Source organism: Paenibacillus lignilyticus, from assembly GCF_017942085.1.
In the GTDB taxonomy this organism is placed as follows: domain Bacteria; phylum Bacillota; class Bacilli; order Paenibacillales; family Paenibacillaceae; genus Paenibacillus_Z; species Paenibacillus_Z lignilyticus.
Genome location: NZ_JAGKSP010000003.1, coordinates 524,770 through 539,541, shown reverse-complemented (window position 1 = coordinate 539,541; position 14,772 = coordinate 524,770). Strand labels below are relative to the sequence as shown.

Annotated in this window: 11 protein-coding genes; 6 read left to right on the top strand and 5 right to left on the bottom strand. The window is 49.7% G+C overall.

Annotation, left to right across the window (positions count from 1 at the left end):
- Positions 1 to 7: 7 nt before the first annotated feature.
- Positions 8 to 6,526 (top strand): S-layer homology domain-containing protein, encoded by a 6,519-nt coding sequence (locus I8J30_RS12015; RefSeq protein WP_210658474.1) that lies wholly within the window; start codon positions 8 to 10, stop codon positions 6,524 to 6,526.
- 95 nt (positions 6,527 to 6,621) lie between these two features.
- Here I8J30_RS12015 and I8J30_RS12010 read toward each other — a convergent pair whose 3' ends face one another.
- Both I8J30_RS12010 and I8J30_RS12005 read right to left on the bottom strand, forming a co-directional pair.
- On the bottom strand, positions 6,622 to 6,900 hold the full coding sequence (locus I8J30_RS12010) for a YxcD family protein (RefSeq protein WP_091215657.1): 279 nt from the start codon (positions 6,898 to 6,900) through the stop codon (positions 6,622 to 6,624).
- Positions 6,901 to 6,903: 3 nt separating this feature from the next.
- Positions 6,904 to 7,335, bottom strand: coding sequence for a hypothetical protein (locus I8J30_RS12005; protein WP_210658471.1), 432 nt, complete (start codon positions 7,333 to 7,335; stop codon positions 6,904 to 6,906).
- Between the two features lie 131 nt (positions 7,336 to 7,466).
- On the opposite strand from I8J30_RS12005, the gene I8J30_RS12000 reads away from it, so the two are divergent.
- On the top strand, positions 7,467 to 7,985 hold the full coding sequence (locus tag I8J30_RS12000; protein ID WP_210658469.1) for a DUF309 domain-containing protein: 519 nt from the start codon (positions 7,467 to 7,469) through the stop codon (positions 7,983 to 7,985).
- An 80-nt stretch (positions 7,986 to 8,065) separates the two neighbouring features.
- On the opposite strand, the gene I8J30_RS11995 is transcribed toward I8J30_RS12000, so the two are convergent.
- Together I8J30_RS11995 and I8J30_RS11990 are read right to left on the bottom strand one after the other, a co-directional pair.
- Positions 8,066 to 8,638 (bottom strand): beta-class carbonic anhydrase, encoded by a 573-nt coding sequence (locus tag I8J30_RS11995; RefSeq protein WP_210658467.1) that lies wholly within the window; start codon positions 8,636 to 8,638, stop codon positions 8,066 to 8,068.
- Between the two features lie 48 nt (positions 8,639 to 8,686).
- On the bottom strand, positions 8,687 to 9,007 hold the full coding sequence (locus I8J30_RS11990; RefSeq protein WP_210658466.1) for an iron-sulfur cluster biosynthesis family protein: 321 nt from the start codon (positions 9,005 to 9,007) through the stop codon (positions 8,687 to 8,689).
- A gap of 118 nt (positions 9,008 to 9,125) precedes the next feature.
- On the opposite strand from I8J30_RS11990, the gene I8J30_RS11985 reads away from it, so the two are divergent.
- Positions 9,126 to 10,637 (top strand): carboxypeptidase M32, encoded by a 1,512-nt coding sequence (locus tag I8J30_RS11985; RefSeq protein WP_210658464.1) that lies wholly within the window; start codon positions 9,126 to 9,128, stop codon positions 10,635 to 10,637.
- A 60-nt stretch (positions 10,638 to 10,697) separates the two neighbouring features.
- Here the strand turns inward: I8J30_RS11985 and I8J30_RS11980 are convergent, their stop codons facing one another.
- Positions 10,698 to 11,552, bottom strand: coding sequence for a helix-turn-helix transcriptional regulator (locus I8J30_RS11980; protein WP_210658462.1), 855 nt, complete (start codon positions 11,550 to 11,552; stop codon positions 10,698 to 10,700).
- A 134-nt stretch (positions 11,553 to 11,686) separates the two neighbouring features.
- Between I8J30_RS11980 and fabF the strand changes: the two genes are divergently transcribed.
- From fabF to I8J30_RS11965, 3 genes are all read left to right on the top strand, one after another.
- The gene (fabF, locus tag I8J30_RS11975; protein ID WP_210658460.1) at positions 11,687 to 12,922 is read left to right on the top strand and encodes a beta-ketoacyl-ACP synthase II; all 1,236 of its coding nucleotides are present in this window, start codon (positions 11,687 to 11,689) and stop codon (positions 12,920 to 12,922) included.
- A gap of 128 nt (positions 12,923 to 13,050) precedes the next feature.
- Positions 13,051 to 14,043 carry an aromatic acid exporter family protein gene (locus I8J30_RS11970; RefSeq protein WP_210658458.1) on the top strand — a complete coding sequence of 331 codons (993 nt, stop codon included), beginning with the start codon at positions 13,051 to 13,053 and terminating at the stop codon, positions 14,041 to 14,043.
- Between the two features lie 122 nt (positions 14,044 to 14,165).
- Positions 14,166 to 14,720 (top strand): outer spore coat protein CotE, encoded by a 555-nt coding sequence (locus tag I8J30_RS11965; protein WP_090978422.1) that lies wholly within the window; start codon positions 14,166 to 14,168, stop codon positions 14,718 to 14,720.
- Positions 14,721 to 14,772: the final 52 nt, after the last annotated feature.

Below are 14,772 nucleotides of genomic sequence, written 5' to 3'. Positions count from 1 at the left end.
TTCAATAATGATTAGCAAGAGGTACAAGCGATACAAGAGATGGATCGCTAGCCTTCTATTAGCAAGCCTGTTAACGAGTCTGATCTCTTCGGCAGGCAGTACTGCAGCAGCTGATGCAAACACGGTGCCTGAGTTGTTCGTATCTGAGATTCATCCGGATGTGAGCGGTACGGACGATTATGAGTTTTTCGAAGTGTACAATAACTCCAACAAAACGCTGCGTCTGAACGACTATACCTTCTTGTACCGATACCCGACCAGTACACCGGATATTCCGTTTACTTTTGGCGAGAAGTCGCTCGCTCCCGAACAAGTCATGGTCTTCTGGTACAATAATACGGGTAAAACATTGGCTGACTTTAACACGAAATATGGCGTGAGTCTTGACGCCGGCCAAATCGTGGAGGTTGCCGGAACCGGGTTCTCAGGCTTCCATAACACCAACGACCGCACGGTTGCCATCAAAAACAATCAAGGCGTTGAAATATCCAAATCCGGGTATACGGCTGCAACCGATATTGCTGCCGGGCTCGGCGACCACTTTAAGCTGCCGGCAAGCGGCACGCAAACGGATAAATTTGCGACCAAATCAGCTCCAACACCAGGTACGCTGGCGGCAGAGCAAATTCCATCCGTTCACTACGAATTCCCGGGTATACCGGTGAATGAGGCACCAATTATTGACCATACTCCGGTCACACATGGGACTAGCAGTGAAGATCTTACGATAACGGCACAAATCACCGATGTGGATGATACGCCAACCGCAGCGCTGTTTTATAAGAACAAATCGGATGCCGATTATGCTTCTGTTCCCATGGGGAATACTTCGGGGACCGCTGTTTTTACAGCCGTTATTCCCAAAGCAGCTTTAACAAGTGCTGAGCTGCAGTACTATATCCAAGCTTCGGATTCCATTCATACGATTAAATCCGCAGTAAATACGGTAGCCATCGAGCAACAAAACTTCGATTTCAGTAAAGTACCGGTACTGCTGATTACCGAGCTTGTTCCGGATACAACGAATGTAGCCGGAGTCGATTCGGATGCCTATGAGTTTGTTGAACTGTACAATAATACGACTCGTCCGATCTCGCTCAAGGATTATCAGCTTATTTACCGTTATACAAATTCTTCTACTCCCGACGCTGTTTGGTCGTTGCCGGCATCGGCGGTAATTCCACCGCTCAGCTCGTCCGTGTTCTGGATTATGAACGGCGTCAACACTGACCTTACAGCAGATGATTTTAATGCCAACTATAAGACTGCGCTTGTAGAAAACACCAACCTATTCAAGATCGATGGCGGCGGCGGTATGGCAAACGGCGGCATGCGCAAAATCATCGTTGCGTCCAAGGCAGGCAAAGAAATCGCCGAAGCTTACTACGCGAACGCCCAGACTGATGTCGATAAAGGAATTTTCTATCAGTATCCTACGGATGGAACCAATCGCATGAGCTTGAAATCCGCAGCCGTGAATGCAGCAACTCCGGGCTCAGCAGAATCGGAGCTGCTTCCCGCACAGCCTGCGCCTGCAGTTAATCAACTGCCCGTTATCGAGCATGTGCCTCCGGCTACAGGGAGCATCGATAACGATCTGACGATTCTGGCAACCATCGCGGACCCGGATAATCAGACGCTGTCAGCAACTCTTTATTATAGAGTCGGCGCAGCAGTCGACTATCAATCGGCAGCCATGACAACCGGAGAGGATAGTCAGTTCTCCGCGACGATTCCGAAGGAAGCGTTGACCGATACGGCGCTTCAATACTACATCCAGGCGTCAGATGGCGTGGATACAGTGAAGTCCAGTACATTCACGGTTTCGATCGAACTTGGCAATGTCGATTTTAACAAGCTGCCGCCGCTTATGGTGACGGAGATCGTTCCGGACTCTACGAACGTAGGGACAGGGGACGGTTATGAATTTGTTGAGGTTTATAACAATACGGATCAAACGATCAATTTCAAAAACTACAAAATCCAATATCGTTACACCGATTCCGGACCGGATGCCGATGTCATTTGGCCGACGGCTTCAGAGGAATTGCTGATTCCTTCGAAGAAAACGATGGTGTTCTGGGTAATCAACAGCCAGAACAAACAATCAACCGTTGCCGATTTCAATAAGCTCTATGGCACAAACCTAGTCGAAGGCACCGACATTGTCAAAATGTACAGTGACGGTATGGCTAACGGCGGCAAACGGGGAATTGTGGTTGCTTCGAACACGAAGACGGAAATCTCCGCCGTGTATTATGACAACGATGAAGAAACCGTGGCGAATAAAGGGATTTTCTACAAATATTCGCCTGCCGGAAGCACGCAAATGATGAAATACAGTGCCGGCACAGAGGCAGCTACGCCCGGGAAGGTCGCTCCCGTTCAAGTGCCGATTATTCCTGTTAAACAACCCGCAGATACAACAAATCCGACTTTTAACGATTTGACGGGTATTACCGAGATTGATAAGGCCAAAAATCTGCAAATTACGGCAGAAGCACAAGATGAGAACAAGGTGAAATCGGTAGCTCTCTATTATAAGAGCAACCTCGATAGCGCCTATACGAAGCGGTATTTGGAAGAAAGCTTCGCGGATACGCTTTATCACTATACGATCTACTCGCCGGAGTTGATCGGACGGAATTACTTGGAGTATTACTATGTGATTTCGGACGGCAAGAACGAGGTGACTTCGGAGAAGTATCGCGTAAATGTAACCGGCAATTCCGATCATTCCAGCTTGCGCCTGAATGTGAAGGACGGAGAAATACTTGCCGGCACAAAGGTTCTGAAGGGTACTTCTGAGAGTGCTCCTGCTTCTTCGCTTCACTTGTCCGTCGATCAGACGGAAGTAACCAATGGAACTTATGCAGCCGTTGAACAGGATGCGTATTTCGCATTTGAAGCAAACGGAGTCAACTATTACTTCAAGAACGGCGTTGCGATCGGCAAAGAAGCGCTTTACATTTTCGAAGATCCGATCAATAGCTATACGACGTTAACGGTACCGATCGCGGCGGAACGCCTTAAAGCGGGAAACAATATTATTTCGATCCGCGCGGGTACGAAAGCTTCTCCGTTTGATGATCGTGATGAAGAGAATAAAGATGATTTCACGGTCCGGAATGTACGACTTGTGTTTGCGGACGGCACTGAAATTTTCGATGAGCGTTACAAAAACCGAGATACGGTTATCCCGATGGGAGACAGTGCGGGTAAATTCCCGGTGATGGACTTTAACTTTGTTATCACGGATGCGCTATTAGCTTCCAAGGCTTATGCTCTGGACACGACAAAGCTGCCTGACGGCGAGCATGCGATAACCGTTGGCCATTCGCAACTGGGCGAGAAGACCGTAACGGTCAAAGTCGACAATACCGCACCAACGATCACTACCTCCATGGAGGAGGGGAAGCTGTACCGTGGGCCGTTTACCATTCATGCAACTGTGCAAGATGCGCTGTCAGGGCTAAATAAAGCAGAGGTATGGCTGGATGAAGCTCCGATCACCCTTCCATATAAGACTTCGTCCAAGGACTTGACCGCAGGAAATCATGTTGTCCTTATCCATGCAACCGATAAAGTCGGTAATAGGGCACAGAAGCAAGTAACCTTCTCGGTGCCGGACGAAAATCCGACGAAGCCTGAATTGGTAACGCCTGCTTCCGGTTCAACGGGAATTGACCGCAATCCTGTTCTAACCGTTAAAGTTGCAGATCCGATGAATGACAAAATGAACGTGTCGTTCTTCCAAGGCTTCAAGTATGACGCTGCCAGCCAGGGGGATTTCCAAGGTTTCCGCAATGCGGCAGGCATAGAGCCTCCGAAAGAAATGGTTCCCGCCGGCGAAAGCGCGATGACACCGGAGGATTACAATAAGATCGGCGCGACCGACGGGCAATACTTGATCGACGATTCTACGGAACAATTCCCGTATCAGCGGTTCCAGGTCCAACTGGATGCTTCGGTGAAAGAGACCGATAAGATTGAATTAAGCTGGAAAGGAAATTCCCTTGAAGGCCGTAAAGTCAGCATGTACGCATGGAGCCCGGCAGAGCAAAAATGGAAGAGCATCGATTCCAAAATCGCAGGGGCTGCAGATTTTACACTTGGAGCATGGGTAACTGCAGGCGAGTATGCAGTCGATCATTCGCTTCAGGTCATGGTCCAAGATGAGCTCCCGGTATCACAAGAGAAATTTGACTTCTCCTTCGCGTGGATGTCGGATACGCAATATTACTCCGAGAGTTACCCGCGTATCTATGAGGACATTGTCAACTGGATTGCGGATAACAAAGAATCGCAGAAGATCAAATACGTTATCCATACCGGGGATATCGTAGATGAGGCAGATAAAGAAATTCAATGGGAAAGAGCCGATGCCGATATGAAGGTGCTGGAGAATGCCAATATTCCATATGGTGTTCTGGCCGGCAACCATGACGTTGACCATCAGCTTGGAGCTTATGATTATTATTGGAAATATTTCGGCGAGAAACGCTTTAAGGATCAGCCGACTTACGGCGGTTCGCTGGATAACAACCGCGGCCACTACGATCTCGTTTCTTCCAACGGCAATGATTTCATTATGGTGTACATGGGTTGGGGCGTCCGTGATTCGGATATCGACTGGATGAATGAAGTGCTGGCCAAATATCCGAATCGCAAGGCGATTCTGAACTTCCATGAATTCCTGCTCGTATCGGGCAACCGTGCTCCGATCGCAGATAAGATTTTCGAGAAAGTCGTGACGAAGAACAAGAATGTATTTGCCGTATTGTCGGGCCATTATCATAATTCGGCGCTGCTTGTCGATGAGCTGGATGATAATAATGACGGCGTGAAAGACCGTAAAGTCTATCAGATGTTATCGGATTATCAAGGCGGACCGGAAGGCGGCCAAGGATATATCAAGCTGCTGCAATTCGATATGGCCAATGACAAAATGTACGTGAAGACGTACTCGCCTTACCTTGATGATTATAACTTTTACGACCCGAAAGATTACCCGAACAAAGATGAATTTACGCTGGATGTAGATTTGACGCCGCAAGTGAAGCGGGTAGCAACGGATTACATGGGTGTCAACGTGTATACGGACCAGCTCATCGGCAAGGAGGATGAAGCTGGAAGCGGTGAAAAGGCCGGAGTGACTTGGAGCAATCTGGATGCGAATAAGAAATACCAGTGGTATGCGTTAGCGGAGGATGCATTCACCGGCCAAAGCATGTCCGAAATTTGGAATTTCACGACAGGTACGACGGGAAATAATCCGCCGGCAGTACCTCCTGTTCCGCCGAACTCAGGTACTACGCCTGAAAAAACAGACGATGGCGTTACCCTGCTGGGCGAACTGAACAATGGGAAGCTTACCGTTCCCGCCGGGACATTTACTAAAGCGATCGAGATGATGAAAGGTCAAGGCGATCATACCGTTCATATTACGACTGAAAACGCTGTTCAGGCTGTAAATGCAGAGCTGCTAGTCAAAGAGCTGACTGATGCGTTGAAGCTTAAATCAGATTTGACGGTATCGATCGATATTGGCGGAGCAAGCTATAGTCTCCCGCTGGATGTACTTGATTTAGCAAAATTAGCAACTACATTCGGTGCTGATGCGAAGCTTGTTATCTCGATCGCACAAGCAAGCGGCGCTGCGGCGCAGCAAGTGAAGAACGCGGCAGCATCAACCGGAGTAACGCTGGTTGGATCTCCGGTGGAATATACCGTATCCGTGCAAGCAAACGGGAAGAGCGAGGAGATTAAGCAATTTGGCAGCACCTACATCTCACGGACCATCGTTACTTCGCAGCAGCTAGATCCAAAAGCAACTACTGCGGTGATGTACAATCCGGAGACCGGTGCATTCACCTTCGTGCCTGCAACATTTAAGACGGTAGGCGGCCAAACGATCGTGACCATACAGCGTAACGGAAACAGTATTTATGCGATTGCACAGCTGAGCAAAACGTTTAGCGACGTGAGCAACCATTGGGCACGCGCTGATATTGAACTAATGGCTTCCAAGCTGATCGTTAAAGGAAGCAGCGGCGATCAATTTGGTCCGGATCAGGCGATTACGCGTGCAGAGTTTGCTGCCATGATCGTTCGTGCTCTGGGCATGTCGGAAGTTAAGCCTGCAGCGGGATTAAGCGACGTCCGCAGTCAGGACTGGTTCGCAGGAGCAGTCGGAGCGGCGGTAAAAGCCGGTCTCGTCAAAGGTTATCAAGATGGCAGCTTCAAACCGAATGCTTCAATAAACCGCGAAGAAATGGCGGTTATTATAGCTCGCGCCATTGCGTTTACGGGCAAGCAGCCTAGCGGGGGCGAACAACTTTTGGATATGTTTAAGGATAAGGCGGCTATTAACAGCTGGGCGAAGCAGCCAGTGGCTCAAGCGGTTGAAGCAGGCATTATCAATGGCATGAGCAATGGGAACTTTGTTCCAGGCAATCAGGCGACTCGTGCGGAAGCGGCGGTTATGCTGAAGCGACTCCTGAAGTACGTGGCGTTTATCAATTAAGTGCAATGAAAAGAAGTCAGCCGGAAATTCCGGCTGACTTCTTTATGTTGTTTAAAAAAACGGGATCGGCGCATCTGCACCGATCCCGCTCGATTTTAGTCCTCAATATCCGCCCAGAACTCTTCGTCCGCATCCAGCGTAATTTGCGAACGGAACTTCCGGAGTTGATATTGCTTTAACAAATATTGCTCGATGGCTTCCAGCAAATTCGCTTCCACGAGATATTGGCCGCGTCCTTGAACCCAAACCTCCGCCGTATAGCCGTATTCTTCGTCCCATGACAGTTGTGCTTCAACATCCGTCGGAGAGACGCCTCTACGTTCTGCCATATGGAGGCAAATAGCGTTTATGATCTCATCCGTATAGATTCTCATAACTTAGTGAGGTCTCCGCTGATCGGGATGCGCCGGCTTGCGGCGATTCTTGAAGTAATGGAATATACCCCGTATCGCGACGATGACAATATAGATTGCAATCACATTAATGATTAATCCGAACATGTCGCCGAGGAATCCCAGATTACCGAACATGCCGCCGAACAATAGACCTGCAAGTCCACCGATCATTAGCCCTTTCATAAAGCTGCCGCCACTGAAAAACCCGCGTTTACCTGTTGTTGCCGCCCCTGCTTTAGTCGTTCCGCTTGTCCCGCCATTGCTTTTGGTTACATTGTCAGCAGGCTTGGATGGGGTAGACGTATAGCTCTTCTTCGGTGAGGAAATTTTACCTCTCGGCTTAGCATCGACCGCCCCTGCGCTGAACGCGAAAAAAAGCGCGAAAGCCATCAGCATTAATAAACCCTTTTTCATCTGTAAGTCTCCTCCTGATATGCTGCAAAGACAGCTGATATTGCCAATCAGTACAATTACGTCTAATATAATCAAAGGTTTCAGTTTTCATTCTCTTTTTGCGAATGATTTTACGGAAATGGGGGAAAGGGATGCAATTGAAGCAATATCCGGCGGCATACGAGTCGTTTTTGTACGAGTTTCATGCGACACGGGATTATTTTGAATGCCATGAATTGCTCGAGGAATATTGGAAGGCTCATCCCGGCGACTCGCTCGGTTCGATTTGGGTAGGGCTCATTCAGATTGCAGTAGGATCCTATCATCATAGAAGGCGCAATAATCGCGGGGCGCTCAAGATCTTGCGGCAAGCAGAGAAGCGGCTGGATGCGCAGCTGCTGAACGAAGTCGGTCTGAACGGCGAGCAACTGATTGCGATGATAGCGGAGAGAATCGAGATTATCGAAGATTCTTTGCCATTTACAGATATGAATTTGCCGATTGTTGATCCGGAATTGCACGCTCGAAGTGTAGTTGCAGCGGAGCGGGAAGGGTATGTCTGGGGGGCGCCGAGCCGGATGGATGAAGCGCTTATTAGCCGCCATACCCTACGCGATCGAAGCGATGTCATTGCCGCACGCGCTGCCGCAGCGAAGGAGAAGAAGCGGTAGTCAGTCTACAGAAAAAGCTTAGCGATCAAGTTCTGCACAATGCGCAGGCTTGCCAGCTAAGCTTTTTTAATAACAATGATTTATTGAGCAGCAGGTTCGTAGCCGTTAACAACCAGATCCAGCTTGCCTGTTTCCGGATGAATGATCAAGCCATGCACCGGTGTTTGGGCAGGCAGCAAAGGATGATTCTTAATGATCCCCACGCTTCGTTCAACGCTATCTTGCACGTTATCGAAGCCTGTCAGCCAGCGCTCCAGGTGCATGCCCGAATTGCGAAGCGTACGAATGGTTTCTTCAGATACTCCGGCATCAAGCATATGCGAGATAACCAGTTCGGGATTGAGACCTGTCATCCCGCATTCGTGGTGTCCGATTACAACGACTTCATCCGCTCCAAGCTCATAGACGGCAACGAGAATACTCCGCATAATGTTGCCGAACGGCTGCGTCACGATGGCACCGGCATTCTTAATGATCTTCGCATCGCCATTGCGCAAATTGAGCGCCTTCGGCAGCATCTCAGTAAGTCTGGTGTCCATACACGTCACGATGACCATCTTCTTGTGTGGGAATTTATCCGTCAAATACTTCTCATACTCGCGATTGGCAACAAATTGTTCATTAAAAGCCAGAATGTCATTGATATTACTCATTGGTTTCCCTCCTACCCAAAATTAAAGCAATCTCTATTATTAATCGTCTTAAACTTTCATGAACCGCAGGTTGGCGGTATAAATCTGGCTGTCGCTCTTCAAGCTGAACGAATGGCGCGCTTCATTATAATCAATTTTGAGGTTTGGCTCGAAGAACACCTCATACCGGGGCTCGTACCATACGGAATAGGGAGTTCCGCTGCCTAAACGATCGTCCGGATGTGCTTGCTCGAGAAGTTGCAAGGTGGGTACGCCGCTGACAACGCAGCCGCAGCCTTCCGTGTCGTACAGCAATTTGAGATGTTTGCTGCCGCCCTGCATATAAGGAGCCAATTGCTCGATCGCAGATGAAGTAAATGAAAATTGCATGTCAAATCTCCTTTCGTAGAGGTTGCGTGCAAAGCCAGGATTAGGTTGATTATACGGTTTGCAAAAAGTATGATCAAGTAGTAGCGGCTAAACGTTATGGAAAGGTGATGACATTTTGATGACAAATAGCACGAAAGAATTGGATTTGTTTGTAGAACGGATTGGACTAATTAAAAGTTACGAGGAATCAATTGCCCTGCTCTCGTGGGATTTACGTACCGGCGCGCCGCGTAAAGGAATGGATGTCCGTTCGCAATCGATCGGTAATTTGTCCGGTCAAATGTTCAAGCTTGCCACAGCTCCGGAGCTCGGCGAATGGCTGACAGCACTGGAAGAGCCAAGTGCTTATGAAGGATTGAATGAGGTTCATAAGCGTCTCGTAACGGAAACCCGTAAGGATTACGATCGCAGCGTGAAGATTCCGCCTAAGATGTATCAAGATTACGTGGTGCTGACCTCGCAGGCGGAAACCTTCTGGGAAGAAGCCAAAGCGAACAACGATTACGCGTCATTCGAGCCCTATCTGGATAAGATCATTACATACACGAATCAATTCATCGACCTGTGGGGCGTCAAAGGTACACGCTACGACACGCTTCTCGATATGTATGAGCCGGGAATGACCACGGAAGAACTGGACCATGTGTTCGGGGGTCTCCGCGAGAAGCTGGTACCGCTCGCTGCTGCCATCGCCGCATCGCCGCATCAACCGGAAACGGGTTTCTTGAAGCAGACGTACGCGAAGGATGCGCAGAAGAAATTCAGCACGTTTATTTTGGATCAAATGGGCTTTGACTTTAACGGCGGCAGACTTGATGAAAGTGCGCATCCGTTCGCGACCGGGCTAAATCCGGGTGACGTTCGGATTACGACGCGTTATCTCAATGATGATGTGACCAGCGCGTTGTTCGGCACGATTCATGAAGGCGGACATGCGTTATATGAACAAAATATCCGTCAAGACCTGATCGGCACAACGCTCTGCACGGGTACGTCGATGGGCATACACGAATCGCAATCCCGCTTCTGGGAAAATGTGATCGGCCGCAGCTTAAACTTCTGGAGCCGGTACTATGGCGATTTGCAAGAGCATTTCCCGAATCAGCTTGATGTGCCGATGGAGGATTTCTACCGCGCAACGAATGTCGTGCAGCCGTCTCTCATTCGCATTGAAGCGGATGAGCTGACCTACAACCTGCATATTATCATTCGTTACGAGATGGAGAAGCTGATCTTTAATGAAGGCGTGAAAGCATCCGAGCTCCCTAAATTATGGAATGAGAAGTACAAAGAATATCTCGGCATTGAGCCTGCTACAGATGGCGAAGGCGTTCTCCAGGATGTGCACTGGTCCGGAGGAGCTTTCGGTTATTTCCCATCCTATTCCCTCGGAAACATGTATGCGGCTCAAATGACGGAAACCTTGGAGCGGGAAATGCCGGACTTCTGGGAAAATGTCGAGAAAGGCAATCTGCATCCGATTAAAGATTGGCTGACAGATAAAGTGTATCAGTATGGCAAGCTGAGAACGCCGTCGGAACTGATCATCGACATTACGGGTAAGCCGCTTGATCCGGATTACTTGGTTCGTTATTTGGAGAAGAAATACACGGCTATATATAAGCTGTAGGTTAGAGGCCGCTGCTTGCGAGAGATCGCAGGCAGCGGTTTTTTTGTAACTAAGGGAGCGCTACTCCGCCTCAGCAGATTCTCTGGCCATAAGCTGCTCCAATTTCCTCTCGGTCATGGAGTCCGGTGCCGGAGTATAGATGCTACAGCGCAGATCGGTATCGCCATGAACCTGCAGGGAAGTTAATTGGAAGTGCATCTTGCCCGCCTTAGCGTGACGGAATTCGATGAGTACCTCCGGAGCGGCGCTTACCTGGCTTTTCTCCCACAGCGCGGCAAAGTCCGATTGTGTCTGCTTCATGCGGCCGAGGAAATGCTCATACCATTCATCGTCGACGTACTGCCCGTAATAAGCACGGAAAATAGCAAGGAAACCGCTGACGAAATGCTCCCAATTCCCTGCCAGCCTTCTAAATTCCTGACGCTCAAACAAGAGTGCGATCATATTTCGCTCAGAGGGAGGAAGCTGCTCGAAGTTCATGAAGACATGGGAGGCCGCCTCATTCCATCCGACGATTTGACAATGCCGATCCGAGATAATGGTAGGGCAGCTGCGCAGCTCCTGCAGGATGCGGCGCAGCGAAGGACTGATTTGCGCGGTTTCCTCCAGTACGCTGCTGGGCCCGGCCCCGCTTTCGAGAGCTAAGGCATATAAATATTTTCGCTCATCGGAAGTTAAGCGAAGTGCCGTCGATATCGCATCCAGCACGGACATGGAGGCTTTGATGTCACGTCCTTGCTCAAGCCAGGTATACCAGGTATGACTAACTCCTGCCAGCTGCGCGACTTCTTCTCTGCGAAGGCCGGGTGTCCTTCTGCGTCCGCCTGCGGGCAATCCGACCGCTTCCGGGGATAGCGAGGTGCGCTTCGATTTGAGGAACGTTGACAGTGCCTGCAGTCGGGATCGATTGTTCAATGATAATCACTCCGTCTTCAAATGATGCTACTAGTATGGTGTTAATTATACTAGGATAAACGACAACTTGTAATAGGATAACGAATATGACACCATAGCATCACAAGAGAGAATACCAAGGAGGTAGACGTACGATGGAACGAGTAGTTGTAACGGGAATGGGAATTATATCGCCGCTGGGTTCTGATATAGATACCTACTGGCAGGCATTAGTCCAAGGACAGTCAGGAATTAGGCCGATCGATCGGTTTGATGTTACGCGTCATAAAGCGCAAATTGCCGGTACGGTGGTAGATTTTGATGCGGAGGAGCTGTTCGGACGCAAGGAAGCCAGACGGATGGATCGTTTCTGTCAGTTTGCTCTTGCTGCTGCGGATCAGGCGTGGGCGGATGCCGGGTTGCTTAGAGAAGAGGTGGACGCGGAACGCATTGGCGTGTATGTGGGCTCCGGCATCGGCGGGATCGAAACGCTACTTCAGCAGGATGCCGTTCTGCATGAACGCGGACCTGAACGTGTTAGCCCTACGTTGGTGCCCATGATGATATCAAACATGGCGGCGGCTATGATCAGTATCCGTTATGGGACACATGGACCGACGCTCTCTCCGGTGACCGCATGTTCCATTGGCAATACCGCAATCGGCGAAGCATTCAGGCTGATCAGAAGCGGGGCTGCGGATATTGTGATTGCCGGCGGTGCAGAAGCAGCTATAACGGAAATCTCTTTAGCCAGCTTTGGCAATGCGACTTCCTTGTCGACGCGCAACGATGAGCCTCACAAAGCAAGCCGGCCGTTCGATCAAGGCCGTGACGGTTTCGTGATGGCAGAAGGCGCAGGCATCGTGATCTTGGAATCGGAATCTCATGCGAAGCGGCGAAATGCGCGTATTCACGCGGAGATTATCGGTTATGGTGCAAGCTCAGATGCCTATCATATGGTAGCCACCCATCCGGAAGGGTACGGACCCTATCTGGCCATGAAGGCTGCGCTTCGCGAGGCTGCGGTCGAACCTGACCAGGTGGATGTAATTTTTGCGCATGCAACAAGCACTCACATTGGCGATCTATCGGAAACGATTGCGATCAAGCGGGTATTCGGCAAGATAGCCAATCAAATTCCGGTCTCCGCGATCAAATCGATGACAGGTCATATGCTGGGCGCAGCAGGCGGCGCACAAGCGATTGCCTTAATGAAGAGTCTTCAGGAGGGCATCATCCCGCCGACGATTAATCAGGAGAATCCGGATCCGGAGTGCGATCTGGATTATGTGCCGAATCGTGCAAGGCAAGCTGACCTGCAAATCGGCGTTAGTAATTCGTTTGGTTTTGGCGGACATAATGCCGTTGTCGTGTTCAAGTCCTATAGTTGACTAGCCTCTTACGAGAGGGGTACGATAGTGTCAAAATGAAGCTGGGACTTACTCGTCGCTGTATCTCGATCTAGGAGCTGCTTGAGGGGAAGCATGTCCGTTATCGGCTATCGGACTAAGGAGTATTCATGGGAATCCGGGTTATCAAAACAGCTATAGCGGCGCTTGCCGCTCTATATACGGCACACTATCTTGGTCTAGACCCGCCGCTGTCGGCGGGTTTGCTAGCTATTCTCGGTGTAGAAGTCACTCGGATGAAAGGGCTGCGAAGCGCTTTTGACCGATTCATGGCTTCCGTGCTCGGTTTGTTCTTTGCTTCCTTATTATTTATGCTGCTCGGCTTCCACCTCTGGACGATCTCGCTCTTCGTGCTGTTTGCTTTTCCGATCTTGTCGCGGTTTCATCTTAAGGACGGCATCGTAACGAGTGCGGTCATTGTTTTTCACGTCTATGCGAAGGAAGAAGTTACAACTGCGTTGATCGGCAACGAAATTATGCTGCTGTTGACCGGCTTAGGCTGGGCAACCGTCATTAATTTCCTGTATATGCCTAAGGAAGAGCATAAGCTGGTTGAGCTTCGGCATGTGACGGAGGAGAAGTTCGGCCGAATATTTCAAACGATGGCAGCGACGCTTCGCACGCCGTCCCTTGTGTGGAATGGAGAAGAGCTGCTCGAAGCGGGGCAGGCGATAGAGGAAGGAATCCGGCGTTCGGAGATCGCCCGCGAGAATCGGGTATGGGGACAAGGAAGTGCGTACAGCCGCTATTGGCCGAATTATTTTGACATGCGTCAGCAGCAGCTCGACTCCATCAGTTTGATGCTAACGCAATTGGCGCTGGTCTATGAATCATTGCCGCAGGGCGAGCTGGTCGCGGAGCTGTTCGAGCATTTGGCGGACGATGTGAAATCCGAAGTATACGAGGGAAAAGTCGATGAGATGCGTTTGAAGCTGGAATCCCGTTTCCCTACAATGCCGCTTCCCATAACCCGGGATGAGTTCGAAATGCGTGCGGCGCTACTGCATGTGGTGCATGAGCTCCGGCGCTATCTCTCCATCGCAAAACGGCTCAAAAAACAAAAAAACAGCCTGAAGGCTGACGCGCGCGAAGCAAACGTATAATGAATTCTGCTAATAATATGAATTAGCCTATAAAATTTGTACATGTCAAAAAGAAATAGTCACCCTAGACGAATGTCCTGCATACACTTTAATTGAATGATTGTATGGAGGAGGTTAGATCGATGGCTTATGCAGATAAACAGCTTAAGGCTAGAGAAATTATTACCAAAGCTGTCTGCGGCAAAGGTCGTAAGTTTTCCACAGTAACTCATAACGTTACGCCGCCTCATCACCCAACCAGCATCTTGGGCGCTTGGATTATTAATCACCAATATGAGGCGGTCCGTTCCGGAGACGGGATCGAAGTTATCGGTACTTACGATGTCAACATCTGGTATTCTTACAACAAAAACTCGCAGACTGACGTAGCGAAAGAAACATTATCCTACGTCGAACATGTGCCGCTCTCCTATCTCGATCCGAAGCACCGGGCTTCGACCGAGGAAGTATCTGCGGAGTCAACGCAAGAGCCGAATTGCATTGAAGCTAACATTTCGTCCAGCGGGAACAGCGTCGTCATTCGCGTGGAGCGCGAATTTGCGGTCGTTCTGGTTGCTGAAACGAAAGTGTGGGTAGCTACTTTGCCGGGTGGTTCGGATGACGGCAAAGATTACGATTACGGCGATGATGGTGACTTTGAAGATTTGGATCCGGAGCTGCTCGACGACGAACTGTAATTTTAGCGGGTTACAGTTAGGTTAGTGTATCGTATGCGAGAGCGGGGAAAGA

What these genes read in the sequence shown, in the direction of transcription:
- I8J30_RS12015 (WP_210658474.1), top strand. Translation starts at nt 8, where the DNA reads ATGATTAGCAAGAGGTACAAGCGATACAAGAGATGGATCGCTAGCCTT.
- I8J30_RS12010 (WP_091215657.1), bottom strand. Translation starts at nt 6,900, where the DNA reads ATGAGAATCTATACGGATGAGATCATAAACGCTATTTGCCTCCATATG.
- I8J30_RS12005 (WP_210658471.1), bottom strand. Translation starts at nt 7,335, where the DNA reads ATGAAAAAGGGTTTATTAATGCTGATGGCTTTCGCGCTTTTTTTCGCG.
- I8J30_RS12000 (WP_210658469.1), top strand. Translation starts at nt 7,467, where the DNA reads ATGCAATTGAAGCAATATCCGGCGGCATACGAGTCGTTTTTGTACGAG.
- I8J30_RS11995 (WP_210658467.1), bottom strand. Translation starts at nt 8,638, where the DNA reads ATGAGTAATATCAATGACATTCTGGCTTTTAATGAACAATTTGTTGCC.
- I8J30_RS11990 (WP_210658466.1), bottom strand. Translation starts at nt 9,007, where the DNA reads ATGCAATTTTCATTTACTTCATCTGCGATCGAGCAATTGGCTCCTTAT.
- I8J30_RS11985 (WP_210658464.1), top strand. Translation starts at nt 9,126, where the DNA reads ATGACAAATAGCACGAAAGAATTGGATTTGTTTGTAGAACGGATTGGA.
- fabF (WP_210658460.1), top strand. Translation starts at nt 11,687, where the DNA reads ATGGAACGAGTAGTTGTAACGGGAATGGGAATTATATCGCCGCTGGGT.
- I8J30_RS11970 (WP_210658458.1), top strand. Translation starts at nt 13,051, where the DNA reads ATGGGAATCCGGGTTATCAAAACAGCTATAGCGGCGCTTGCCGCTCTA.
- I8J30_RS11965 (WP_090978422.1), top strand. Translation starts at nt 14,166, where the DNA reads ATGGCTTATGCAGATAAACAGCTTAAGGCTAGAGAAATTATTACCAAA.